Annotated in this window: 22 protein-coding genes and 1 pseudogene; 13 read left to right on the top strand and 10 right to left on the bottom strand. The window is 52.0% G+C overall.

Annotated features, from left to right (window positions below):
• Positions 1 to 396 precede the first annotated feature (396 nt).
• From QMZ65_RS22920 to QMZ65_RS22905, 4 genes are all read right to left on the bottom strand, one after another.
• Positions 397 to 1,941, bottom strand: coding sequence for a methyl-accepting chemotaxis protein (locus tag QMZ65_RS22920; RefSeq protein WP_283216765.1), 1,545 nt, complete (start codon positions 1,939 to 1,941; stop codon positions 397 to 399).
• Positions 1,942 to 2,407: 466 nt separating this feature from the next.
• Entirely contained in the window at positions 2,408 to 3,370 is a 963-nt protein-coding gene (hemH, locus tag QMZ65_RS22915; protein ID WP_097119738.1) for a ferrochelatase, read from the bottom strand.
• A 357-nt stretch (positions 3,371 to 3,727) separates the two neighbouring features.
• Positions 3,728 to 4,255: a rhodanese family protein gene (locus tag QMZ65_RS22910; protein ID WP_097119737.1), complete on the bottom strand. Its 528-nt coding sequence runs from the start codon at positions 4,253 to 4,255 to the stop codon at positions 3,728 to 3,730.
• On the bottom strand, positions 4,227 to 4,565 hold the full coding sequence (locus QMZ65_RS22905; protein WP_249221823.1) for an ArsR/SmtB family transcription factor: 339 nt from the start codon (positions 4,563 to 4,565) through the stop codon (positions 4,227 to 4,229). The genes QMZ65_RS22910 and QMZ65_RS22905 overlap by 29 nt, the downstream gene beginning before the upstream one ends.
• A 189-nt stretch (positions 4,566 to 4,754) precedes the next feature.
• Between QMZ65_RS22905 and QMZ65_RS22900 the strand changes: the two genes are divergently transcribed.
• The 10 genes from QMZ65_RS22900 (at position 4,755) to paoC (ending at position 14,331) form a co-directional block, all read left to right on the top strand.
• Positions 4,755 to 5,312 (top strand): cytochrome b/b6 domain-containing protein, encoded by a 558-nt coding sequence (locus tag QMZ65_RS22900; protein WP_211729784.1) that lies wholly within the window; start codon positions 4,755 to 4,757, stop codon positions 5,310 to 5,312.
• 49 nt (positions 5,313 to 5,361) lie between these two features.
• Positions 5,362 to 6,009, top strand: a complete 648-nt coding sequence (locus QMZ65_RS22895; RefSeq protein ID WP_097119735.1) for a thermostable hemolysin — start codon at positions 5,362 to 5,364, stop codon at positions 6,007 to 6,009.
• Positions 5,999 to 7,432 carry an AMP-binding protein gene (locus tag QMZ65_RS22890; protein ID WP_283216764.1) on the top strand — a complete coding sequence of 478 codons (1,434 nt, stop codon included), beginning with the start codon at positions 5,999 to 6,001 and terminating at the stop codon, positions 7,430 to 7,432. The genes QMZ65_RS22895 and QMZ65_RS22890 overlap by 11 nt, the downstream gene beginning before the upstream one ends.
• Entirely contained in the window at positions 7,433 to 8,098 is a 666-nt protein-coding gene (locus QMZ65_RS22885) for an iron-containing redox enzyme family protein (protein ID WP_283216763.1), read from the top strand. It abuts the gene before it with no gap.
• Positions 8,085 to 8,891, top strand: coding sequence for an SDR family oxidoreductase (locus QMZ65_RS22880; RefSeq protein WP_211729787.1), 807 nt, complete (start codon positions 8,085 to 8,087; stop codon positions 8,889 to 8,891). The genes QMZ65_RS22885 and QMZ65_RS22880 overlap by 14 nt, the downstream gene beginning before the upstream one ends.
• Complete coding sequence (locus QMZ65_RS22875; RefSeq protein ID WP_283216762.1) at positions 8,892 to 9,515, top strand: tetratricopeptide repeat protein; 624 nt, start codon at positions 8,892 to 8,894, stop codon at positions 9,513 to 9,515.
• Positions 9,516 to 9,561: 46 nt separating this feature from the next.
• On the top strand, positions 9,562 to 10,257 hold the full coding sequence (locus QMZ65_RS22870; RefSeq protein WP_283216761.1) for a VIT1/CCC1 transporter family protein: 696 nt from the start codon (positions 9,562 to 9,564) through the stop codon (positions 10,255 to 10,257).
• Positions 10,258 to 10,544: 287 nt separating this feature from the next.
• The gene (paoA, locus tag QMZ65_RS22865) at positions 10,545 to 11,183 is read left to right on the top strand and encodes an aldehyde dehydrogenase iron-sulfur subunit PaoA (RefSeq protein ID WP_097119730.1); all 639 of its coding nucleotides are present in this window, start codon (positions 10,545 to 10,547) and stop codon (positions 11,181 to 11,183) included.
• Positions 11,180 to 12,136 (top strand): FAD binding domain-containing protein, encoded by a 957-nt coding sequence (locus tag QMZ65_RS22860; RefSeq protein ID WP_097119729.1) that lies wholly within the window; start codon positions 11,180 to 11,182, stop codon positions 12,134 to 12,136. Before paoA ends, QMZ65_RS22860 begins: the two co-directional genes overlap by 4 nt.
• Entirely contained in the window at positions 12,133 to 14,331 is a 2,199-nt protein-coding gene (gene paoC, locus QMZ65_RS22855; protein ID WP_097119728.1) for an aldehyde oxidoreductase molybdenum-binding subunit PaoC, read from the top strand. Before QMZ65_RS22860 ends, paoC begins: the two co-directional genes overlap by 4 nt.
• Before the next feature lie 69 nt (positions 14,332 to 14,400).
• On the opposite strand, the gene QMZ65_RS22850 is transcribed toward paoC, so the two are convergent.
• From QMZ65_RS22850 to QMZ65_RS22840, 3 genes are read right to left on the bottom strand one after another with little or no spacing between them, the layout of a single operon-like run.
• Positions 14,401 to 14,973, bottom strand: coding sequence for a nucleotidyltransferase family protein (locus tag QMZ65_RS22850; protein ID WP_283216760.1), 573 nt, complete (start codon positions 14,971 to 14,973; stop codon positions 14,401 to 14,403).
• Positions 14,970 to 15,965: an XdhC family protein gene (locus QMZ65_RS22845; protein WP_097119726.1), complete on the bottom strand. Its 996-nt coding sequence runs from the start codon at positions 15,963 to 15,965 to the stop codon at positions 14,970 to 14,972. Before QMZ65_RS22845 ends, QMZ65_RS22850 begins: the two co-directional genes overlap by 4 nt.
• Before the next feature lie 54 nt (positions 15,966 to 16,019).
• Entirely contained in the window at positions 16,020 to 17,549 is a 1,530-nt protein-coding gene (locus QMZ65_RS22840) for a Fic family protein (protein WP_097119725.1), read from the bottom strand.
• 257 nt (positions 17,550 to 17,806) lie between these two features.
• On the opposite strand from QMZ65_RS22840, the gene QMZ65_RS22835 reads away from it, so the two are divergent.
• Positions 17,807 to 18,922, top strand: coding sequence for a metallophosphoesterase (locus tag QMZ65_RS22835; RefSeq protein ID WP_283216759.1), 1,116 nt, complete (start codon positions 17,807 to 17,809; stop codon positions 18,920 to 18,922).
• 241 nt (positions 18,923 to 19,163) lie between these two features.
• On the opposite strand, the gene QMZ65_RS22830 is transcribed toward QMZ65_RS22835, so the two are convergent.
• Positions 19,164 to 19,934, bottom strand: coding sequence for an arylamine N-acetyltransferase family protein (locus QMZ65_RS22830; RefSeq protein WP_283216758.1), 771 nt, complete (start codon positions 19,932 to 19,934; stop codon positions 19,164 to 19,166).
• A 96-nt stretch (positions 19,935 to 20,030) separates the two neighbouring features.
• Between QMZ65_RS22830 and QMZ65_RS22825 the strand changes: the two are divergent.
• Positions 20,031 to 20,250 (top strand): annotated as a pseudogene (locus QMZ65_RS22825) (winged helix-turn-helix domain-containing protein); the annotation flags it as partial.
• 389 nt (positions 20,251 to 20,639) lie between these two features.
• On the opposite strand, the gene QMZ65_RS22820 reads toward QMZ65_RS22825, so the two are convergent.
• Complete coding sequence (locus QMZ65_RS22820; RefSeq protein WP_283216756.1) at positions 20,640 to 21,731, bottom strand: NADH:flavin oxidoreductase/NADH oxidase; 1,092 nt, start codon at positions 21,729 to 21,731, stop codon at positions 20,640 to 20,642.
• 406 nt (positions 21,732 to 22,137) lie between these two features.
• Here QMZ65_RS22820 and QMZ65_RS22815 point away from each other — a divergent pair, with 406 nt between their 5' ends.
• Positions 22,138 to 22,308 (top strand): DUF2256 domain-containing protein, encoded by a 171-nt coding sequence (locus QMZ65_RS22815; RefSeq protein WP_097119721.1) that lies wholly within the window; start codon positions 22,138 to 22,140, stop codon positions 22,306 to 22,308.
• A 14-nt stretch (positions 22,309 to 22,322) separates the two neighbouring features.
• Here the strand turns inward: QMZ65_RS22815 and QMZ65_RS22810 are convergent, their stop codons facing one another.
• Positions 22,323 to 23,774, bottom strand: a complete 1,452-nt coding sequence (locus QMZ65_RS22810) for a sugar porter family MFS transporter (protein WP_283216755.1) — start codon at positions 23,772 to 23,774, stop codon at positions 22,323 to 22,325.
• Between the last annotated feature and the right edge of the window lie 133 nt (positions 23,775 to 23,907).

Genomic DNA, 23,907 nt, shown 5'->3' with positions numbered 1-23,907 from the left:
CACAGGACACTCCTTAAACATAGCTCTATGACTATGTCTTACTGGTGAAGTGTCCGGTTTAAACGGGGGCTATTACATGCACGCTGAGCGGATTTTTCATTTCTGCGGCAAAGCCGGTCGCACTTATCACACCCAGCGCGCCACCCAGTAAATAATGCTGCCATTTCATCTTATCTTCCTTCTGGTTAACGGACTCGCTAAGGATAAGCGCGACAGAAGGAAATTGGTTAGATCCTGCTGAAAGATACGAAATTTCGCAGAATAGCGTAGTCTTTAACTGGCTTACACCGTTTAAGACTGCTGAGCAAAAAGAGACACCGGTTTTTATACCCTTAAGGATAAAAAAGTCAGGCTCAATGCGTGAGCCTGACCATGAGTGACAACAAAGAATGCGCTTTAAACTTTAAACATTTCCACCGTTCCACGTAACACAAGGGCTTGTCCTGCCAGTGATTGCGAGGCAGAAGAAGACTCTTCGACTAAAGCTGCATTACTTTGCGTCACTGAGTCCATCTGGGTAACCGCAATGCCAATTTGCGTGATACCCTGCATCTGTTCAGCTGAAGCCCTGGAAATATCGTCCATGGATGATGCCAGTTCACCGACCATATTGACGACTTTCAGTATGCTCTGTCCCGTTCCGTTTGCGACCACGACACCGCTCTCAACCTGCTCTACCGCTTGCTCAATTAACGTTTTTATTTCCTTAGCAGCAGTGGCACTTCGTTGAGCAAGGGTTCTCACCTCACCTGCGACAACGGCAAATCCTCGTCCCTCTTCACCTGCACGCGCCGCCTCTACGGCAGCATTGAGCGCCAGGATATTGGTCTGAAATGCGATACTTTCAATGACAGAGGTAATATCTCTGACTTTTGTGGCGCTGGAGGTAATTTCATCCATGGTAGTGGACATACGTTGCACATCCTTTTCACCCACATGCGCAAGCTTAGCAACATCACGAGCGAGTTCTGCTGTGAGCTGCGCACTGGTTGTATTATTTTTCACCGTCACGGTCATCTGTTCCATGCTGGCGGCGGTTTCCTGTAATGCAGCTGCTTGTTCCTCAGTACGTGAAGAGAGTTCGGTATTTCCTTCCGCTATTTCACCTGCCGCCATCGCAACCGAACCGGCGCTGTTTTTAATGTCACTGACCAACTGGCGGAGGTCAGTCTGCATGGCAGAAAGAGAAGCAAGCAGGCTGGTTTGATCTCCCGGCCTTAGCGTGACCGTTGTGGTAAGATCACCAGCAGCAATCGCTGCCGTTATGGCCTGAGCCTGCGAGGGTTCACCACCGAGTTGCTTCATCAGACTGCGCATGATTAACCACGCGGCCAGGAGAGAGATAATTAATGTCATTGCACCCAGTACCCCGAGAATAAACATGAGTTTGCTGACATAACTTCCCGCATTTTTTACCGCGGCATCGCTTTCCTCGAGCTGAACAACCGTCAGTTCTTTTAACGCCGTTAATAACTGTCCCTGGATCGGTCTGACCGTCTGCATGAGATACCGAATAGTCTCCTGCTGCTTATTCTGCAACCCTAATGAAGCTGCCTGACTGAGAACAGAAAAAGTTTCAGCTCTGAGTGCGGTGACTTTATTAAAAAAAGCCTGCCCCCTTTCGGTAGCATATTTTGCCTGGAGCGAGTCGAGTTTCTTCAGCGTCTCGTCAAACTGCAACTGCTGAGATTCAAGACGCTTTTTTTCAACTTCCATTTCTTCATTATTAGTCAGCAACGCAATATTGCGTACGGCAATACCCATGTCTCTAATGTTACCGTAGAGCGCCATACCCAGTTGATATTTCTGCATGTTGACGTTAACCGTCTTATCCAGTTCATCTCGGGAATCAGACAAGCCTTTATACGCAATCGAAATGCTTAGCATAAAAAGAACAATGAGCAAGCCAAAGCTCAACATAAGACGGGTGGAAACTTTCATATTTAAACTCCCATGGTTAAAAAAGAGTTATCGGATGCAAATATTTAGACTTTATAAATAAATATACTTTTTTATCAATCGGTGGATTTGACATACCAAAATCCTAAGCTACTCAATCATTTTTTACATTACTGCCCTTTCCATCAATTTAATGATTGGAACATTAAAGAAGACACGCGCACTCAACTATTTATTTATGCGAGCATTAATAAAATTCGTCGTTATGATGTGCTCGCTTATCACATCTGCTTAATGAACCCTTAAGGAATGCTGCCAGGAAACTCATGCCACTTATCTTTAATGGCAGGATTGAAAATTAATACAGACGTATTGAGAAATGATGAATTGGTCAAAAAAAAACAGACTTATCAAAACAATAAGCCTGATAAAAAATACTTAATGCGTAGTCAAAATAAGCATCCCTTATTGGGCTTTCTTTCGTATACCCGGAGATAATATTTATCTGTTAACTTTCTCCCACAGCAAGCTGTCGGAGCAGTTCAATATGTTCGGGATTGTCATTAAGAGCGGGTATGTAGGTAAATGCCGTCCCACCTGCATGCATAAATAATTCCCGGTTCTGCTCATCAAGTTCTTCAAGGGTTTCAAGACAATCTGACGCAAACCCCGGACTGATCACATGTATCTTCTTAATGCCTTTGGCTGGAAGTCCCTTAATCGTTTCATCAGTATAGGGTTCTAACCAGGGTTCTCTGCCGAATCGGGATTGAAAAGTCATTAATACCTGCAGAGATTCATGACCCAGCGCTTCAGTCAGCCGTTTTGTGGTGAGTTCGCATCGCTCTTTATACCTGTCTCCTTCGGCTGAAAATCTGACAGGGATACCATGGTATGAAATGAGCAAGGCATCCGGAACACCGTGCAGGTTGAAAGAATTTTCAACTGACAACCTGAGCGCTTCAATATAGGCCGGATGGGCTGCATAATCATTTATAAAATTGACCGCAGGTGTATATCGAATTTTGGTCGTCTGTAAATGACGACTGACGCTATCCCAGACTGATGAAACCGTTGACGATGAAAATTGCGGATACAATGGAATGACTGTCATTTTAGTCACACCTTTCTCAATTAATTCATCAATAGCGCTGCTGATTGACGGTTCACCGTAACTCATGCCAAGAGCAACGGGCAATCCTGTCACCTGCGCAAGAGCAGTGGCTTGTCGTTTGCTGTAAACCATGAGCGGAGATCCCTCTTCCATCCAGATTGAAGCGTATAACTTTGCCACGCGTCTGGAACGTAGTGGGATAATGATGCCGTGAAGTATCGGACACCATAGAATCCTGGGTAAATCAACGACCCGGTAATCATGTAAGAATTTTGAAAGAAATTTTTTCACCGCAACCGGCGTGGGCGCAGCAGGCGTTCCCAAATTCACGATTAATACACCGTGCTTATCATCCATTATCAGAAGCCTCAAACATAAAGATTAAATCAGTGCTGAGTAAATGTAGCATAGTATGTTTGACATTAAAGTCCTCGCAGAAAATCTTTCGCTTATTCAACCTTGTATACACATTCTATGGTGAAAATCATTAATTAATATTAAGTTTTAATCCAATTACAGTGACGCCTGGAGGAATTCATCGTCATTATTCCGCCCATCTGATCGTGTTTAAATACCCTACGATCAGATGCTGCTGACAAACGGCGATAACACCTGACGGGTTTAACTTAAACATTGTGAACAATCTTTTGTTTGTCCATCGATATGGCTTGCTGCCAATTTTGAATTAAACAGACGCAATCCCTTTGAAAAACGTTATGTCCGATTCCAGGGCAGTCGACTTAATACCTTCGCCATCCCACACCAGCCGGTGATGCCAGCGAAAATGAGTCCACATCCGACAATACCGGACACAAGATAGCACCACTCAGACACCGTAGCGCCGGCGAGGACGCCGGTTAACACTAATGTACCGGCGGCAATCTGCACCTGCCGCATTAAGGGGAGCACGCCTCCTTTCGCTTTTACTGTTGCATAGCCTGCCGACTTCCACGCATTCATCCCACCCTTTAGCAGGTAAATCTTTGCCGGCGCGCCTAATGTGGCACATTGGGCTTGGTTTGCATCAGTGCGCATACCCGTTTGGCAGTGAAATATGATGCAATCTTCGCTCTTCTGTCGCAACGAGAGCGGTTTTTCCGGCTCGATCTCACCGATCGGAACAGACAATGCCTCCGGTATGTGTTCATACTCCCATTCATCACGCCCACGTATATCTATCAGGCGCGCGCCGTTCTTAAGCCTTTGTTTGACTTCAATCGGGGTGAGTAGCGGGGTGTTCATTCTCATTCTCCTGGCAATACAGTCGGTGAAGCACTTCCATCACGGCAATCACAGAAGGATCAGCCAGACGGTAGTGCCTGAAACGTGAGGTTTTGGACGAAACAATCAAACCTTGTGTTTTCATGATTCGTAGATGCTGTGATGTTGCTGAAGGACTCAGGCCGGTCATACGACTCAGCGCGCCCGCATCCGTTAAGGGAGCTTTGATCAGCGTGCATAAGATCATCAAACGCTGTGTATGCGCTAACGTCTTGAGCAGACGTGCTGCTTTTGCTGCCTGCATCGGCAAGTCCAGATTGTTCGCCATCATCACGCTATCTCTGATAGTTTAGATAAATCTAAACTATCAGAGATGAACGTCAATGTGTGAATAAAAAACACTTATCTTTATTGAAACACATTCTCATTTAAAAAATAGTGTATAGCCTTTCCTTTGTTAAGGTTGATTTAATATTTCCAGGTGAAGATGGCCACATTACCCCTGAATCCTGGTGAAACAATGAAAAGTAAATTATTGAGCCATCTTCCTCACAATGACGCCCCTTTTTTTCGCGGATTACACATTGCCATTGCGTTGCTAATACTTTCGCAGATTATTAATTCAAATTTAACCGAACGTGAAGCGATGGGTGAAAATAACATCGAGGCTTTTATCACGTGGTTTCATATTATTTCAGGATTTACCCTGATTTTTCTCGGTATTGTGCTCTTGTGCTGGATGCTCACCCAACGAGGAGTTCGCTGGTACTTCGCGTGGCTTACTATTGATTTAAAAGGGATTAAACAGGATTTATTACTGTTAAAAAAACGCAGATTGCCCGAAGCTACGCAAGGCGGGATCGCGGCCACGATACAAGGTCTCGGCGTGGTTTCACTGCTTCTGGTTGCATTTTCAGGCGGTCTCTGGTTTTTAACCCAGCGGATGACCGGCGTGACGGCAGAGATGGCGCGCATTTTTATGCACTGGCACAAGTTTTTGACAACCTTTGTTGAACTTTATTTTTATGCGCATGGTGCCATGGGCATTCTCCATATTTACCTGGCAAGAAATAAATAATATTTGGGCAAACATGTTGAATTGTCACTGATCAAAAAGGGGACCTGAAATGCTCATCCATTTTCCCTGTAAGTTGATATGGCGTTTAGGTGGCAATGAATCCTCCACCGCCGGCAACTTTATTCGTGAGCACTATTTCCGCCGTTATGGTGCTGAACTCAGCTCACTGCTGCCCGATATTCTTACCCTGGAAGACGGGCGCGGATGTCTGATCGCCGCGTGCGGCATGGCACCCGCCTCCGCAGGCATGATGTATCTGGAGCGTTATCTGGACAGGCCTGCGGAAGGGATGCTGAGTGACATTTTTAAGGGTCAAATTTTCCGCAGCAGTATCGTTGAAATCGGTAATTTTGCCGCGACGGATGGTCTGGCAGTGCGTGTGTTTTATGCCGCCATCTGCAGGTTACTCAACCATTACGGGTACAGCCACATTGTGTTTACCGGCACACGAAAAATCCGTAACACCTTCTGCCGAATGAACTTGCATCCGGTCGTACTCGCCGATGCTGAAGGCGAACGGCTGGGAAGCGAAAAAGCGCAATGGGGCAGTTATTACCTAAATGCGCCCAAGATTATGGCCGGGGAGCTGGCTGGCGGTCAGCTTGCGCTTGCAAACAACGACATTCTCAACGGGTGGATAGAAGTTTTACCTGATTCCCCGTGGCACCGGATACCGGAGGTACAGCATGCTCATTAATGCGCTCGAATTCCATGCCCGACAACAGCCATTTGCCACTGCGCTGATCAGCAACGAGCGTAGCTGGAGCTGGGCTGACTTTCATCAGGATGTGTCGGCTTTTGCTGAAACACTCAGACAGGCGAAAGTTCATCGACTGGCGCTGGCGCTGGGCAACACTCCGGCCTGGATTATCGCGGATCTTGCTTGCCTGAAAGCCGGTGTGGTTTGCATTCCGGTACCGCCTTTCTTCTCCGATCAGCAACGTGAATGGTTAATGAACAGCTCCGGCGCAGACGCCATTCTGGCCCCGACACACATTTCAGGCTTGGCCCTCATGTCTACGGCTCAGGGAATGCTGCATATTTGCAGAAAGGAGGGGCTACCCTTACTGCATTCTGGCACCGTGAAAATTACCTATACATCGGGTACCACCGGCACCCCTAAAGGCGTTTGCCTGTCGGCTACAGGGCTAGAGTGGACTGCCGGCGCGCTGGCAGGCCTGATGAAGCCCCTGTCATTACAGCGCCATCTGGTAACACTTCCGCTCAGTACGCTACTGGAAAACATTTGCGGCAGCTATGTTCCTTTGCTGCTGGGAGTAACCGCCTGTGTGCCTGACCTTAAGGCACTCGGATTTAGCGGTTCGAATCAGTTCAGCCCAGAAATTTTCGCTGAAGCCCTGCGCCGCTGGCATCCGCAAACACTGGTTCTGGTGCCAGAACTTCTCAGGGCATTAATGATCATCCATCGTCGATCACCGGAAGTAACCGCCCCGCTGCGCTACGTTGCGGTAGGAGGTGCCCGCGTGTCTCAGCAGCTGATTAGTACTGCGCGATCTGCCGGGCTGCCGATATTTGAAGGATACGGCTTGTCAGAGTGTGGCTCTGTCGTGGCACTTAATCATCAACATCATGAAATGGCAGGGAGCGCAGGAAAGCCTTTAGAGGGAGTATCGCTGACTTTTCATGACGCCGAGCTACACGTAAGAAGCCCCGGCAACGCCCTGGGTTATCTTGGAGAAGCTCCTTTTACCGGCAGCATTGCGACCGGAGATTTAGCAGAGCAAGACACATCCGGCTTTATACACATTCGTGGCAGACGGAAAAATGTTCAGATAAATGCTTTTGGTCGTAATTTTTCACCGGAATGGGTTGAAGCTGAGGCCATGAACTGCACAGCCGTGCGTCGTCTGGTGATCTTCGGCGAAGGTTTGAAAAAAAACGTGGCACTGGTGCACACATTTGAAGGGATGGAAGCATCTGCACGTGAGCAACTCAGAGCACTGTCGGACAGGCTTCCGGATTATGCCCGCCCCCATCATCTCATTTTTACCCCGCTCATCTCCTCACCCGAGGTGTTGACCGCGAATGGTCGCCCCCGTCGTGAACGCGTATGGGCCCTGATGAAAACACAGATACTCAATATTGAGGAGATCAGATAAATGTCATTCTACCAAAAACTCCAGAATGAGACGCTGGCGGCCCGTGAGCGAATGCTGTCTCGCCCGGTCATTGCACAATGCTCACGCGGGGAAGTCACGCGGGATATGTACACGGCGTTTCTGGCCCAGGCTTACCATCACGTCAGGCATACCGTTCCACTGCTGATGTGCGCGGGAAGCCGTTTACCGACAGAGAAAGAGTGGGTAAGAGCCGCACTGGTTGAATATATCGAAGAGGAGTACGGTCACCATGAGTGGATCCTGAATGATATACGCGCCAGCGGAGGGGATGCAGAAGCTGTTCGTACGGGTGAGCCTGACCGTCCTGTAGATCTGATGCTCGCATGGCTCTATTACCGGATTGAACGGGTCAATCCCATGTGCATTTTTGGCATGGTACACGTACTTGAAGGCACCAGCGTGATGATTGCCACGCCTATCGCTGAATCTTTGCAGCAGTCGCTTTCACTTGAAGAAACCTGCACAACCTATCTGCGATCGCACGGGGCACTGGATCTTGAACATCTTAAATTCTTTGCTTCGCTGATGGACAAAGTCACTGACCCGCAAGATCAGCAGGATATTATTTATACCGCCCGTGAGGTCTATGCCCTTTATGGTGAGATGCTGGACAGCCTGACAGAGGCCACTTATGCAACTGCGTGATAAAAATATTCTTCTGACGGGGGCAAGCGGCGGCATTGGTCAGCCGCTTGCCAGGCTTCTTGCCCAGAAGGGTGCCCGGGTGTGGCTGGTTGGCCGGCATCAGGCCGAACTCGAAACATTGCGCCGCAGCATGCTTCACCCTGAGCGCCATACTCTGTTTCCGGTTTCTCAATACACCGATGAGGAGATCCTTGCACTGGCGGACAATTTTCACGCGGCTCAGCGACTGGATGTATTGATCAATAATGCAGGAAACAGCCGTTTTGCCCTGCTCGAGCAGCAAACTTTTGATGACATCCGCACTCAGCTCAGGGCAAATATTGAGATCCCGCTACTGCTCTCCCGGGCCTGTGTTCACCAGTTCAGCGCACGTGGGATCATACTTAATGTCGGTTCCATTCTGGGGGATTTGGGGCATCCGGGATACAGCGTCTATTGTGCGACAAAATCGGCATTACGACGGTTTTCAGAAGCGCTGAACCGTGAACTTTCTAACACCAGTCTATCGGTGTTTTATGTGGCGCCCAGGGCAACACACACTCGCCTGAATTCCCCTGCCGTTAATGCGATGAATAAAGCGCTGGGCAACAGCCAGGATGAACCTGAAACCGTGGCACAACAGATTGTTTCGGTGCTGGAGCGGGAAAAAACGCGTCACTATATTGGCCGCGCTGAACGCTTTTTCATCATGATAAACGCCCTGTTGCCTGGGAGGGTAGACAACGCGCTGCGCAAAAAAATGCCCGTCATTTCACGCTTTCTTCATTCTGAAACACACAGTGGAGATCAATAGATGAAGCAATCCCTCAGGTTATTCATCGTGATGCTGATGGCGTTGCCCGCATTGGCTACTGCCAAGGATAAGCTGTCTGATTTGCAGTCAGAGTGGGCCCGGTGCCAGTACCGGACGATGGAACAGCAAAAAACATCCTGTTTCAGCACGCTGAGTACGCAAGCTCACGCTGCTGTAAAACAGGCCGATCGCGACCCAGAGCTGCTGATATGGTCCGGGATCATTGACAGCAGCTGGGCTGGAGCAAAAGGAGGCCTGGGTGCACTGACGCTGGTCAAACAAGCCAAAACCAGTCTGGAGAAAGCGCTTGCTCTTGATCCTCGAGCGTTGCAAGGCTCTGCATTCACCAGTCTGGGCGCCCTTTACTATCAGGTGCCGGGCTGGCCGATTGGTTTTGGTGACAATAAGAAAGCCGAAACCCTCCTGAAACAGGCATTGAACATGAATCCGGACGGCATTGATGCAAACTATTTTTATGGCGATTACCTGCTGAAACAGGGAGACGCCAGCAGAGCTCGCCAATATCTTGAAAAAGCCATGCAGGCTCCTCCCAGAGCAGGCAGAGAAATAGCCGATACAGGGCGGCGAGCCGATATCCAGCGAGATCTGAATAAGATACGTTGATTCACTTTTAAGGTGAGTACCTTGAAGACCACAGGAGACAATTAGCATGCTTCATGGAGAATCGCATAAAATTGCCCGTTCTGGTTGGCTTCGTGCTGCGGTTCTGGGCGCTAATGACGGGATCGTCTCAACGGCCAGTCTGCTTACCGGCGTTGCGGCGGCCAGTACCAGCCATCAAAGCGTGATGCTGGCCGGATTGGCAGGTGTCATTGCCGGTGCAATGTCTATGGCAACCGGTGAATATGTCTCTGTATCCTCACAGGCCGATACCGAAATAGCCGCTCTCGCGGAGGAGCAGGCCGAGCTGGATGAAAACTTTGTGGCAGAAACATACGAGCTGGCCGCCCTCTATATCAACAGAGGACTGAGTCCCGAACTGGCCCATAAGGTTGCACAGGCGCTTATGCAGCACGATGCCCTTGATGCGCATGCTCGTGATGAGCTGGGTATAACTGAAATAAGCACCGCCAGGCCATTACAGGCAGCGTTATTTTCAGCAGGCAGTTTTGCCGCTGGCGCGGTGATACCCCTGATGGCGGCAATGACTGTCCCTGGGAAAAATGGGATTGGATTCATCGCCCTATCTGCACTGTTATCGTTGACCTTGCTGGGCGCGCTGGCCGCTCGTACAGGGGGCGCACCTGTTTTACGCAGCGTTTGTCGCGTCAGCTTTTGGAGCAGCCTGGCGATGATCGCATCCGGTCTGACTGGCACTCTGTTTGGCCATCTCGTCGGCACGTGATGCTGCAGACAGGTGACATTGTTCTCGCGCAAAAACGAGCGGCATTTTCTTACAGTCACAGGGGGTTACAGCTTTTTGCTGATGGCCCTGAAATTCCGTGTAACGACTCAACATTCAATTCAGTCGCCTTGTGACCCCTTATAGTACGCATCTTCGCTTCACTTCTTTTATGGATTAACCGCCTGCTGACGCGCAATGCCGAAATGACAACTATGCTTAGTGTTTCCAAAAAACCCTATAAACAGAGGTGCCTTAGGCACCCTATTTTTTGTCACTGGAGGCCTGGTATGAGCACCCCTCACGATATGAACCACCCGCAGGATAACAAACCGGCAAGCGCTGCAACTGTCAACAGCGACTCATCTTTCACTAAGTCGAATCATTGCGCATTTGCCTCCACACCCCCACCCGCCATGATGCCCGTAACCTTGAAAGTTAACGGTCAAGAGCGGTCCCTGCATCTGGATACCCGCACTACGCTGCTGGATGCCCTGCGCGAACATCTCCATCTCACCGGGACCAAAAAGGGCTGCGATCATGGCCAGTGCGGTGCCTGTACCGTTATCGTGGATGGGCGACGCATTAATGCATGCCTCACGTTGGCGGTGATGCAGCAGCACGCTGAGGTCACCACTATTGAAGGCCTGGGTACGCCTGACAATCTGCACCCGCTTCAGGCTGCATTCATCAAACATGATGGCTATCAGTGCGGTTACTGCACGCCGGGACAAATATGCTCTTCCGTGGCCGTATTGAATGAGATTACAGATGGCATCCCCAGCCACGTTTCCTCAGATCTGCTGGAACAGCCAACGCGGCATGCAGATGAAATTCGCGAGCGCATGAGCGGTAATATCTGCCGCTGCGGGGCCTACGCTAATATCCTTGCCGCGATTGAAGACTACGCGGAGGGTCACATTTCATGAAAGCTTTCAGCTATGAAAAAGTCACCTCTCCTCTGGAAGCCGCCAGGCGCGTACAGCAAAACCCCGGCGCAAAGTTTATTGCTGGCGGCACCAACCTGCTGGATTTAATGAAGCTGGAGATAGAAACGCCCGCTCATCTTATTGATGTAAACGGATTAGCGCTGGATAAGGTTGAGCCGACCCAGCAAGGTGGACTGCGTATCGGTGCGCTGGTGCGTAACACCGATCTTGCCGCAGACATGCGCGTGCGCAGGGACTACGCGGTTCTCTCACGCGCATTGCTCGCGGGGGCGTCCGGTCAGTTACGTAACCAGGCCACGACCGCAGGAAATCTGCTCCAGCGCACGCGCTGCCCTTACTTCTATGACACCCATCAGGCCTGCAATAAACGTCAGCCCGGCAGCGGCTGTGCGGCGATCGGCGGTTACAGCCGTCAGCATGCCGTGATAGGTGTCAGTAACGATTGTATCGCGACCCATCCCAGCGACATGGCCGTGGCAATGCGTTTGCTGGATGCCACCATCGAAACGGTTAGCCCGGATGGCAGCGAGCGCGCGATTCCTATCAATGATTTCTACCGCGCGCCGGGTCAGACGCCTCATCTTGAGACGGTGCTTAAAGCGGGCGAATTTATCACCGCGGTGGTCCTGCCGCCGCCCGTGGAAGGCACACATATCTACCGTAAGGTTCGCGATCGCGCCTCTTATGCATTTGCACTGGTTTCCGTAGCGGCCATCGTTCAGCGCGATCACACAGGAAGGATCGCCGTCGGGGGTGTGGCGCATCAACCCTGGCGACGGGCGTTGGCAGACAGCGAATTGCCCAATGGTACTCAGCCTGTTTTCGATAAGTTGTTTGAGGATGCACAACCTACGGCGGATAACCAATTCAAGCTGGTACTGGCGAAGCGCACTCTGGCTTCAGTGCTGGCAGAAGCGAGGGCAAAAGCATGAAATTTGATAAACCCGCCGGGTTGAATCCCATCGACCAGCTCAGATACGTTGGCCGTCCGCTTGATCGCATTGATGGGCCATTAAAAACAACCGGCAGCGCGCCTTACGCCTATGAATGGCATGATGAGGCGCCTGACGTCACGTATGGGTATGTGGTGGGCAGCCCCATTGCCAAAGGTAAAATTACCTCACTGAATACCGAAGCCGCAGAAAGCGCACCGGGCGTGTTAGGCGTTGTTACCGCCAAAAATGCGGGCAAACTCAGCAAGGGAGAAATGAACACGGCAACGTTGCTGGCTGAATACCGTATTGAACATTACCATCAGGCCGTTGCATTGGTTGTCGCGGAAACGTTTGAACAGGCGCGAGCGGCGGCCCAGTTGGTGCAGGTCAGCTATCAGCAAGAAGAAGGCGCTTACAGCCTTGATCATGAAATACCCACCGTGACGACGCCACCGGAAGATACGCCGGATAAAACCGTGGGTGATGTGGATCGTGCCCTGAGCGAAGCGGCGTTTGTGCTGGATGAAACCTATAGCACGCCGGATCAGAGTCACATGGCCATGGAACCGCATGCTTCTATGGCCATGTGGGACAAGGACAAGGTCACGGTGTGGACGTCGAACCAGATGATAAACTGGTGCCGATCCGATCTTGCGAAGACGCTGAACCTGCCGCTGGAAAAAGTGCGGGTGCTGTCGCCTTATATTGGCGGGGGTTTTGGCGGGAAGTTGTTTCTGCGCAGTGATGCCCTGCTGGCAGCGTTGGGTGCTCGCGTGGTGAAACGTCCGGTAAAAGTGATGCTCCCACGGCCAATGATCCCTAATAACACCACCCATCGTCCCGCGACGCACCAGCATATTCGCATCGGTACCGACAAATCCGGGCATATCACGGGCATCTCGCATATTAGCTGGTCGGGTAACTTGCCGAACGGCACGCCAGAGACCGCCGTGCAACAGACGGAACTCCTCTATGCAGGTGCTAACCGTCTGACCGGCCTGCGTCTGGCAACGCTTGATCTGCCGGAAGGCAATGCGATGCGGGCTCCGGGTGAAGCGCCGGGATTAATGGCGCTGGAAATTGCCATTGATGAGATGGCAGAAAAAGCGGGCATCGATCCGGTGCAATTCCGCATACTGAATGATACTCAGGTTGATCCCGCCGATACCCAACGCCCCTTCTCACGCCGCCAGCTGATTGAGTGTCTGCGCACCGGTGCAGATAAATTCGGCTGGCAAAAGCGCCATCCGTTACCTGCCCAGGTAAGAGACGGGCGCTGGCTGGTGGGCTTAGGCGTAGCCGCTGGATTCCGCAACAATCTCCTCGCCCCCTCTGGCGCACGGGTGCACCTGGATGCGCATGGCATCGTCACCGTCGAAACCGACATGACAGATATTGGCACTGGGAGCTACACCATCATCGCCCAGACGGCGGCAGAAATGATGGGCGTGCCCCTTGAACAAGTAGCAGTGAAACTGGGAGATTCCGCTTTCCCGGTCTCCGCGGGGTCCGGTGGTCAGTGGGGTGCGAACACGTCGACGGCAGGCGTTTATGCCGCCTGCGTCAAGCTTCGAGAACAGGTAGCAACAGCACTCGGCATCAACCCGGATGAAGCCGAGTTCGTGGAGGGCGAAGTTCGCTCAGGTCATCGCAGCGTCCTGCTTTCTGCGGCAGCGGCTAACGGCACTCTGACGGCAGAAGACACGATTGAGTTTGGCGACCTCGACCAGCAGTATCAGCAATCCACGTTTGCCGGGCATTTTGCTGAGGTGGCCGTGGATGTTTACACAGGGGAAGTGCGGGTACGCCGCATGTTGGCCGTCTGCGCGGCAGGTCGAATACTCAATCCCAAAACCGCGCGAAGTCAGGTCATTGGCGCGATGACAATGGGATTAGGTGGCGCGCTGATGGAGGAACTGGCGGTGGATACCCGATTGGGATTGTTTGTGAATCACGATATGGCAAGCTATGAGGTGCCCGTTCATGCGGATGTTCCCGAGCAGGAAGTCATCTTCCTTGATGATACCGATCCGGTCTCTTCACCGATGAAAGCCAAAGGCGTGGGTGAACTGGGATTATGCGGTGTCGGTGCAGCCATTGTGAACGCGATTTACAACGCGACGGGTGTCAGGGTCAGAGATTATCCGGTTACGCTGGATAAACTTTTAGCCGCTTTACCCCAGACCGCTTAATGCTCGCCAAATAAATTTACCCGCTGTGCGGTCTGCAAGTCCGTGCAGCGGGTCAGTCTCTTAGCCACATCAACATTCAGCCTGATTAGCCCGCGTCATATCCTCAATAGTATCAATATCCGTGATACAACCGCGATCGGTTAAGTCAACAAACGTCACAGCATCAGCGTTCAGCAATTCCCTCGCCCCTTTGTCTCCCTGTAATGCACAAAGCTGAGAGTAAAAAGATCGCTGAAAACCGACGGGATGACCTTGTATTCCATCGACTTGTGCGCGTACCGATCGGGAGTTGCGCAGCGCTTCACTGACTGCCCGATAGCTGGAGGGCTGGATAAAAGGCATATCCGCGAGGGTAATTAACCATCCGTCATAATCTGCTGTGGCGTTAACGCCCGCCGCGATAGATTCCCCCAGCCCCTCACTTGAACAGCGGACGATACGCTCCTTAGACATTAACTCATGCAGTTGCCTGTCCTCAGGTCGAGCCACTATATAGCAGTCAAGACCGGAATCCCGCACATTATCCAGCGTATGCTGAAGCACTGGCTTACCCTGCATTATCGCAGCGAGTTTATTTCCCTGACCGGATTGCCTGAAGCGACGGCTGTGCCCAGCGGCCATGACCAGAATGGCAATATTCACGATGCGCCATCCTTGTCCTGCGGTAAGCCCATCAAACCATTTTTGTGGCTAACGACATCGGCCATAATGGATAGCGCGATCTCCGCGGGTGTTTTGCTGCCAATATCCATCCCAATTGGGGCATGAATCCGGTTAATTTCTTCGGGATTCAGTTCGCCAATCCTGACTAACCGCTCTTTTCGCCTCAGACTGTTGTTCTGCGATCCCATGGCGCCGATATAGAAAGCAGGCAGATTTACAGCCTCCATCATCGTGAGATCGTCGATGCGAGGGTCATGGGTAAGGGAAAGAATCGCGGTGCCTGAGTGACACCCTTCACGTTCAAGGTAGCTGGCGGGAAACTGCTTGATTAACTTCACAGTGTCATCAAGTTGATCGGCCAGATTCAGCAGTACATCCTCGCGGTGCTCACACACCAGTGTTTCAAACCCTAAAGCCTGAGCAAAGTTAGCGCAGTAGAGTGCGACGCTGGAGAGGCCCGCAATGACCACCCTGGGAGGGGCGCACAACGTCAGCACGATGTTCGCGCCCTGTACCTGAGTATGCGTCCGGCTCAGATACCCCCCAGGTAGCAGCGAACGGCACGGTTCGGGTATGGTCAGCGCTTTTACCACGGAATGCGGCCCCGTCAACGCTGACATCATCTGTCGCAGGTAGTCGAGCGACGCGTTACCCGGCATCAACTTTTCCACCAGGATGTCCAGCGCGCCTCCGCATGGCAGCGCCTGGTCCGGCTCAAAGCCACCGTCTCCATAACGCACAATCTGGCTGGGCGAGGAAAAAATATTGTCGCCAATTCGGGCGATAAAGCTCTCTTCCACGCACCCGCCCGACAGCGAGCCGTAATAGCGACCATCGCTTCTGATAACCATCATTGCGCCTGGCGGGCGCGGGGACGAACCAAAGGTACTGAGCACCGTACATAGCCACACCGGATGCTCCTCAGCCCATGCCAGTGCTGCGTTCAACACTTGCACATCAAGATGATGCATGCCGTTCTCCTGTAAGGGCGTTTATGTTCAGAATTGCGTCCAACCCAACTGATCTTAACTCCTCTCTTCAAACGCTGACTTGACCGCCTCAACGATCTTATCCGCCCTTGCCGTATCCTCTAGCGGCGGGTACTCCTTTCTCAACTTCCCTGACACCTGCCAGCCATTCTCTTTCAATGATCGAATTATCCGATTCGCATCCTGATCCGGCATCTCCAGCACTTCCTTCAGCCTCTCCTGTGCCTTCTGGAATATCGTCAGCACTCTGGCTTCATCGGCCATTTCCACGCGCACGGTGTGCTCAATCACTTTAGCGGTATAAAGCACGTGAGAAGTTAAATCAGGGTAACGCCAGGCGTAACGCGCATCTTCATAATCAGTGAAATAGAAATTGCTCGGTGTACCGTCGCCATACGTCACAATCTCACCAAAATGGCATGAGGTGGCGTAGCGGCGCATCAGACGTTTCGAGAACACTTCCAGCGTGCGATCATAGCCAACACGGAAATCCAGCGAGCTGGTAATACTGGCAGAGACCGGCAGAATAACGCCTTCAGGAATGGCGCCGTCGCGAATTAACGAGTCATTAATCAGGAAGCGATGAATACGGCCATTGCCGTCGCGCATCGGATGAATATAGACAAAGCCGAAAGCAATCACGCCCGCTCTGGCCAGAGGCTCGGCGCCACGGGTGGCGATCTCAAACTCCTGCAATCCGCGCATAAACTGCGGCAAATCTTCAAACTGCGGTGCGACGTAGTGAACGATATCTTCGCGCATGGTCGCCTGTCCGACAAACACCGGCGAGCGACGCAGCCCCAGTCCCAACGCATCGTGACCGAGAATGCCTCTTTGCAGAATATGCAGGCTTTCATCACTGAGTGGATCGTCAATTTGGCCGCAATATTGTGCGATCACATGGGCGAAGCGCTGAATACGATCGGCCTGCTCCGCCTCTTTCTCAATCAAAAAGCTGGCGCGGGATTCTTTGAAGGTTAACCAACTGGCGGTTCGCAGCAGAACATCTGCGCCGAAAGTATCATCCAGTTCGTGTAGCGCGGCCGTGACATCGAAGGAAATGGCACTCTCAATCTCAGGCGTGCGGCGAATAACAGGACAAAAGTCTGGCGAGCCGGGTAAGTTATCATTGATACGCCAGCGTTTATTCTTGATTGCTAAAGTTCGCGTCAGATAGTCCTTCGCGGAGATCGCCGCAATATACCCGCCATTAGCGACATCGGGTACGTTGGTGAGCGTGTTGCCTGTTAGCCATTCATAGAGAAAGCCGGTACGGCGTGCATATTGGCCAAAAGGTTCTCGCAGGCACCAGCTTTCGATCGGTTTTGGTCCGGTGGCAGCGAAGAGCCGGGCAAAAAACTCCAGATGGAACTCTTCATATTTGAGGCCAAACGCAAAATGGCCTGAGAAGCTATCCTCAGGTTGATAGCTCGGAGGATAGCGCTTTTCGATGTGTCCCTGGTTCTCATGGGTGGCGCGAACCGTGCCAATAGCCGATTCCACGCGAAGTGGCTGAACCAGTTCAATGTGATAGCGCTTGCAGAGCGCCTTAAATCCCACCAGCATCGGCTGAATCCTTTAACATCCAGGTGAAAACGATAATTTATACGTATTATACCGCGAAAATAATAATTACGCGAGGCAACCCCTTTAATTCGAGACCAAAAACACTAATATAAACGCCATTTCTGATGAAAACGATAATGCCCACGCAAGAACAACAACACGACTGTCTCTAAATAAACTTTTGCTATAGTCATCACTTACGATGATAAGTTTGATTTTCGCGCTGATTCAGCGCTTTAAAAACAGGGAAGAGAGTGATGTTTCATCTGATATTCAGCATACCGAGTTGGTATGTTATTGCGCGATTCGTTTTTCCATTAGCCATGCCGTTAGTGTTGAAAGTCATCCTATCTTTGGTGGTTTTGCTGGCTTCTCAATATCTTTTAATTAGCCGATTTACGCCGGGCGGTATAATCTCACCTGAAATGCCGCGCGCCGTCACCATCCTGTTCAGCTGGGCCTTTGGCACGGTGTTACTCCTCGCGTTCACCCAAATACTATTTGATGTAGTAACAGTCATTTCCCTGCTGCTAAGACACCCGCTGCAGATGGCGCCTGGCGTACGTTATGTTGCTGCACTCTTTGCCATGGTGATGTCGGCGGTGGGCGTCAATCAGGCCATACGTGTGCCGCCCGTAAAAGAAGTGACGATCAAAATCGATAACCTGCCGCGCGAGTTCGAAGGCTACCAGCTGCTTCAGCTCACCGACCTGCATATCACCAAAGTGTTCAACGCCGCATGGACCGCAGCCATGGTGAAAAAGGCCATGACGCTGGATGCTGACCTGATCCTGGTAACGGGCGATGTTATAGATGGCACCCTGGAAAATCGCAGAAATGACGTGGAGCCGCTGCGAGGGTTACATGCGCCGGACGGCGTTTATGCCATCACTGGCAACCATGAGTATTTCTTTGAACAGCAACGCTGGACCGAACATCTTGCGACGTTAGGACTGCAACCTTTGCTCAACAGCCATACCCTCATTAAACGCGGCGGCGCGGAGCTAGCGATCGCCGGTCTGCCCGATGTTTCAGCCTCCCGCAGAGAAGCCACTGGCCCTAACCTTGAGCTGGCGCTGGAGGGTGTTCCTGCTGACGCTCCGGTAATCTTGATGGATCATCAACCGCGTAATGCGCGCCAGAACGCAACGCACAAAGTCGATTTGCAGCTATCTGGTCACACCCACGGCGGACTGATCGTCGGTTTTGACCGCTTGTTTGCAAAACCCAACGCGGGCTTTGTTTCGGGACTTTATCAAGTGGATGGTATGCAACTTTATGTGAATAACGGCACTGCGCTCTGGCCGGGCATGGCAATACGATTGGGGCGTCCCTCGGAACTGACGCGGATTACGTTGCAGCGGAAAGAGTGAAGAATTGAGCCATATCTTTTAAAAAACGTTGAGAAGAATGTGCATAGCCATGAGCCTGTTATGTGAGGCTCATGGCTTGTATTGAGCCAACAAGGACTAAAAACGTTTGATCACATGGAAATCAAAAATTTCGTTGGAGCCATAACCATCGTCAAAATATGCTCAGTTAAGGCCGCACAAAGGTTCTGGCTTATTAGGATATTCATCCCCAAAAATTTCCTGCCTCGTTCTTTTGACGTTCCTATGTACGGCTAACTAACCCAAAGCGGCTTTGCAGCACAGCATCAATTTCCTCTTCCGCCAGCTGCTGCTTTTCCACGCCATTCGCCGTCACCGTTTTCAACATATCTCCCAGCAGGATCATCCGTCCCTCCGGACAATGCTGCACAATGAGTCGTTTCTGCACAAAAATCGCATCAGGATGCGTCGAGTTGAGATAATTCGCCGGGGCAAAATCAATCCACTCTTGCGGTGACAGGTCAAAGCCGTATTGGTTACACCACTCCCCTTCTACCTTCGCCTGCAGCAGATACTCGCCATGCGCGTCACAGGTGAGTTTGAACGTATCGAAATCCTGTTTAATATCGCTATTGAGCTGATCTAAAGCTATGGGTGCGCGGATGCCGTAGCGACCAAACCCGAGATCGCACAACCATTGACGTCCATCGACTTCCGCCACCAGCGCCATATGGGTTTTAGGACGGCGTACCGGGTAGAACATCGGCCTTGCTGCCACAAAACGGTAGGGAATACCTAACGCTTCCAGCGCCATGGCAAACAGCCCGTTGACCTCATAACAGTAGCCCCCTCGCCCCTGATGCAGAATCTTGTCACTGATCTCTTCAGGCACCAGCGAGACAACTTTTCCTGCCTGAACGTCGAGATTCTCAAACGGCACGGAGAAAAGTTGATGACGCATAATGGCGTGCAGCGTGGTGGAATCGGCGGCTGCAGGGCAGGTGTAATTGATGCGGCGGAAATAGCGGGAAAGGTCGAAGATATCGCAATGCATAGTGCCTCCTTGTCTGGTTCATGCCCGACACTATAGATGGCACTCATCATCGTCTGTATAGTCAGATTCAATGAAAATCAGACTGCACAGATCGACATGCCCGCCTCGTCATTATCGTCCCCACATTACCGCCGCATTGCTGAGAGTCTGCGACACACCCTCGCCTCCGGTGCGCTGCGACCCGGCGATCGTATGATCTCCGAATGCAAACTGGCCGAACGCGAACAGGTAAGTTTGCCCACCACTCTGGAAGCGCTGCGTTGTCTGGAAGCGGAAGGATTGATTATGGCGCGGTCCGCGCTCGGGCTACTTCGTCATTCCTGCACCGGAAGCCGGTTTTTTGCTGTGGGTTGAACTTCCGCATCCGGTCAATGCGCTGGAAGTGCATCGTCGCGCGCTGGGGTTAGCCCTGGACCGCTGTTTTCACTGGGAGCGGAGTTACAGAGCTTCCTGCGGTTAAACTGTGCCAACGAACCGACGGCACAGCTGCTCAATGCCGTGGACCAGATAGGTGCGATTTGTTACGAATTGATGGCCTGAGTTTTATATGGCGCATTAGAAATAAATGCCGGGCCTTCTGGCCCGGTTCATATCAGAACTCGACGCGTGCCCAAAGTTAAAACCTCGTCCTTCCAGCATCGCCGGCGGGTTGTAGAACATTTTATAAATCGGGTCACTCCAGTAGAGCCGCCTGGCTAATTAAAACTAAACCAGCGTGCCCTTCACGCCATGCGGTTCAGAACGCAAATACTGTGACGGAACCTTGACCTGCGCATTCAGCGCGGCAGCAGCCTGCCATGGCCAGTGCGGGTTGTAGAGCACGGCACGACCCAATGCGACCAGGTCGGCGTCGCCCTGTTCCACCACCGCTTCAGCCTGCTGCGGATCGGTGATCAAACCCACGCCGATAACCGGAATCTTCACCTGCTGGCGGATATCGCGTGCGAACGGCAGCTGATAACCGGGCCCCACAGTGATGCTTTGCTGTGGTGATAGCCCACCGCTCGACACATGCACATAATCGCAGCCCTGCGCTTCAAGTTGCTGGCTAAACACAATGGATTGCTCAACATCCCAGCCACCCTCAACCCAATCGCTGGCGGAGAGTCGCACGCCAACCGGAATCGAAGCAGGCACGGCAGCACGTACCGCCGCAAACACCTCGAGTGGGAAACGTAAACGATTCTCCAGCGAACCACCGTATTGGTCCTGACGTTGGTTGCTCAGTGGCGACAGGAACTGGTGCAGCAGGTAACCGTGTGCCGCGTGGATTTCAATCAACTGAATACCCAGACATACCGCACGCTGCGCGCTCTCTACAAATGCCTGTTTGATGCGCACCAGCCCCGCTTCATCCAGTGCGGTCGGTGCATGATCTTGCTCTGCAAAGCTGATCGCTGAAGGAGCCACCGTTTGCCAGCCACCTTCACTCTCCGGCAGTTGATGCCCTCCCTGCCATGGCGCACGGCATGAGGCTTTACGCCCGGCGTGGCCCAGCTGGATACCCAGACGGATGGGTGACCAGGCGCGAATGTCAGACAGCACGCTGTGTAACGCGGCTTCTGTTTTGTCATCCCACAGCCCGAGATCTCCCGGCGAGATACGACCTTGCGCTTCAACGGCGGTGGCTTCCAGAATCAGCAATCCTGCGCCAGAAAGCGCCAGTGAACCTAAATGGATGCGGTGCCAACTGCTGGCGCATCCTGCATCGGCGGAGTATTGGCACATCGGGGCGATCACGATGCGGTTCTCCAGCTCAAGCTCTCCAATCTTTGCGGCACTAAATAGTTGACTCATCTTTATCCCTTAACGTTGTTAGCAGCAGCGCTGCACAGGTTTGACTCAAGGTTAAACCGTTTTATTCGTTCAGTTATTAATGATTAATGCCAGTAGCGCGAACCATCAGCGCGTCATACCTGAATAACAACCCTGGCAACATGAAACGACCATCCTCACCAAATGATCTACTATTGTTTGACTCCTGATCTGCTCGAAGCACTCCTTACCGTCCCGCTCAAATGGCGTGCGATAGGCAATGTCAGTGGGACCAAAAAGAAATCTTAACCGTCACGATTGAACTCGACAGATACCTGGCCTTAAGCGGTTATGCACAATTCTGTCAGAAGAATCGTCAATCTCATTGCCCTGGTGTCCAACTCTATGTCAGCAGTCCAATTATTGGGAAAAGCCCCATTCAAACGATATGAAAGACTTCAAAGGAAACAAAAAATCCCTGCCCGTCCGCTATTGCAAGCAGTGCCATAAGCCGATGACCTGGCGTAAAAAGTGGGAAAATTGCTGGGATGAAGTGCAGTATTGCTCGGAACGCTGCCGCCGTGCAGCCAAAAGCCACAGGGTCGGCAGCGGGTCATAATACGATTTCAACCACTACGCTGAAGCCACCGTTTCAGTCGTGCTCTCGCCAAAGTGTTCACGCATGTGTGATTCGATCTCTTCCAGCGATTTGCCGCGGGTTTCCGGCAACATCACCGCGACAAACACCAGGGAAGCCACGTTGATCGCAGCGAAGATAAAGAACGCATTATTTCCCACCAGCGACAGCAGTGGTGGGAAAGCTAACGCAACGATGGCGTTACATATCCACTGAAAAGCCACCGCTGAACCGGTCAGTACGCCACGTACTTTCATCGGAAACAGCTCAGACATCAGCAGCCAATACACGGGCGAAATGCACATCTGCATAAAGAAGAGAAACACCAGGATGCAGGCCAGCGCCAGCAGGCTTTGTACTAAACTGTGCGGCATCAGTATTAGCACCGCCCCCAGCGCCAGCTGCATGGCGATCACCACCGATAACCCGGTGATCAGCATTGGGCGGCGACCAAAATGGCTGATGGCTTTGATGCCGGCAAAAGTCGCGAGCACTGATACCAGGCCGTTGCCTATCGTGGCGGCGATCGACGCGCTGGTTCCGAGACCGGTACTTTTCAGAATGATGGGCGTGTAATACATAAAGGCATTCACACCGGTGAACTGCGCCACGATCCCCATACCGCAGCCCAGCAGCAGCAATCGTACTACCCATTTTTCCTTCAGCAGCTCACGAGCGGGCGGCCCCTGACGGGCTTCTCGTGCGTTCTGGCGCATCTCTGCCATCTCTTTTTTGATTTCGCGCGGATTCTCACGCAATTTACGCAGAATACGTAACGCCTCGTTTATGCGCCCTTCGGCCACCATCCAGTGCGGTGAGGCCGGCACAAAAAAGGTGCCAATAAACAGCAGCACGCCCGGAATCATCGCCAGCGACAGCATATAGCGCCACATACTCGGATCATGCAGTAACAGACTCATGGCCGCACTGACGATGTAAGCCAGCAACTGGCCTGACACAATCATTAACTCGTTGCGGCTGACCAAGGGTGCGCGACGATTCGGCCCCGCAATCTCAGCGATGAACACTGGCACCGTGGAAGATCCCCCACCCACGGCGAATCCGAGGATAAATCGCATCACCACCATAATTTCAAGATTCGGCGCGATGGTAGTGCCTAACGCGCCAGCAACAAATAACACGGCCAGGCTGCGCAGCGTGATTCGGCGGCCAAAGCGATCTGAGACAAACCCGCTAACGAAGGCTCCGAATGCTGAACCGAATGTGAGCGCAGAAGTGACCAGCCCTTCAGTAAAGGGGGTGAGGTCAAGTCCGCCTTGCGAGGTCGGCAGTGTCATGTAGGGCAGCGCCCCGGAAATGATGCCCGTGTCATAACCGAACGCCAGCGCGCCCATGGTGGCCACCAACACCACAAAGAACAGACGTTGCTGCACGGTTAAATTGAGCGAGGCGCCATCATCCGATGGGGCCGGAGAAGAGTTTTGCATTTGATCTTCCATGGGTTGCTAAAAACACAGCCAAAACTGTGTAAAGAAAGGTAGGAGTATAGTCAGGATTTGAAGAATGAGATCTGGGTCACGGTAATTCGTTGGGCCTGAGAGGTTCGTGCAGCAGTCTTAT

It is taken from the genome of Pantoea sp. EABMAA-21, from assembly GCF_030053335.1.
Classification (GTDB): Bacteria; Pseudomonadota; Gammaproteobacteria; order Enterobacterales; family Enterobacteriaceae; genus Pantoea; species Pantoea communis.
This window is presented reverse-complemented; position numbering and strand designations above follow the sequence as displayed.

Excerpts from the sequence above, each read along its gene's own strand:
- QMZ65_RS22820 (WP_283216756.1), bottom strand. The coding sequence starts at position 21,731 with ATGAGTCAACTATTTAGTGCCGCAAAGATTGGAGAGCTTGAGCTGGAG.
- QMZ65_RS22830 (WP_283216758.1), bottom strand. The coding sequence starts at position 19,934 with ATGCATTGCGATATCTTCGACCTTTCCCGCTATTTCCGCCGCATCAAT.
- QMZ65_RS22880 (WP_211729787.1), top strand. The coding sequence starts at position 8,085 with ATGCAACTGCGTGATAAAAATATTCTTCTGACGGGGGCAAGCGGCGGC.
- QMZ65_RS22895 (WP_097119735.1), top strand. The coding sequence starts at position 5,362 with ATGCTCATCCATTTTCCCTGTAAGTTGATATGGCGTTTAGGTGGCAAT.
- QMZ65_RS22875 (WP_283216762.1), top strand. The coding sequence starts at position 8,892 with ATGAAGCAATCCCTCAGGTTATTCATCGTGATGCTGATGGCGTTGCCC.
- QMZ65_RS22870 (WP_283216761.1), top strand. The coding sequence starts at position 9,562 with ATGCTTCATGGAGAATCGCATAAAATTGCCCGTTCTGGTTGGCTTCGT.
- QMZ65_RS22810 (WP_283216755.1), bottom strand. The coding sequence starts at position 23,774 with ATGCAAAACTCTTCTCCGGCCCCATCGGATGATGGCGCCTCGCTCAAT.
- paoA (WP_097119730.1), top strand. The coding sequence starts at position 10,545 with ATGAGCACCCCTCACGATATGAACCACCCGCAGGATAACAAACCGGCA.
- QMZ65_RS22815 (WP_097119721.1), top strand. The coding sequence starts at position 22,138 with ATGAAAGACTTCAAAGGAAACAAAAAATCCCTGCCCGTCCGCTATTGC.
- QMZ65_RS22885 (WP_283216763.1), top strand. The coding sequence starts at position 7,433 with ATGTCATTCTACCAAAAACTCCAGAATGAGACGCTGGCGGCCCGTGAG.
- QMZ65_RS22905 (WP_249221823.1), bottom strand. The coding sequence starts at position 4,565 with ATGATGGCGAACAATCTGGACTTGCCGATGCAGGCAGCAAAAGCAGCA.
- QMZ65_RS22920 (WP_283216765.1), bottom strand. The coding sequence starts at position 1,941 with ATGAAAGTTTCCACCCGTCTTATGTTGAGCTTTGGCTTGCTCATTGTT.
- QMZ65_RS22890 (WP_283216764.1), top strand. The coding sequence starts at position 5,999 with ATGCTCATTAATGCGCTCGAATTCCATGCCCGACAACAGCCATTTGCC.
- QMZ65_RS22860 (WP_097119729.1), top strand. The coding sequence starts at position 11,180 with ATGAAAGCTTTCAGCTATGAAAAAGTCACCTCTCCTCTGGAAGCCGCC.
- QMZ65_RS22910 (WP_097119737.1), bottom strand. The coding sequence starts at position 4,255 with ATGAACACCCCGCTACTCACCCCGATTGAAGTCAAACAAAGGCTTAAG.
- QMZ65_RS22835 (WP_283216759.1), top strand. The coding sequence starts at position 17,807 with ATGTTTCATCTGATATTCAGCATACCGAGTTGGTATGTTATTGCGCGA.
- QMZ65_RS22840 (WP_097119725.1), bottom strand. The coding sequence starts at position 17,549 with ATGCTGGTGGGATTTAAGGCGCTCTGCAAGCGCTATCACATTGAACTG.
- QMZ65_RS22845 (WP_097119726.1), bottom strand. The coding sequence starts at position 15,965 with ATGCATCATCTTGATGTGCAAGTGTTGAACGCAGCACTGGCATGGGCT.
- hemH (WP_097119738.1), bottom strand. The coding sequence starts at position 3,370 with ATGGATGATAAGCACGGTGTATTAATCGTGAATTTGGGAACGCCTGCT.
- QMZ65_RS22900 (WP_211729784.1), top strand. The coding sequence starts at position 4,755 with ATGAAAAGTAAATTATTGAGCCATCTTCCTCACAATGACGCCCCTTTT.
- paoC (WP_097119728.1), top strand. The coding sequence starts at position 12,133 with ATGAAATTTGATAAACCCGCCGGGTTGAATCCCATCGACCAGCTCAGA.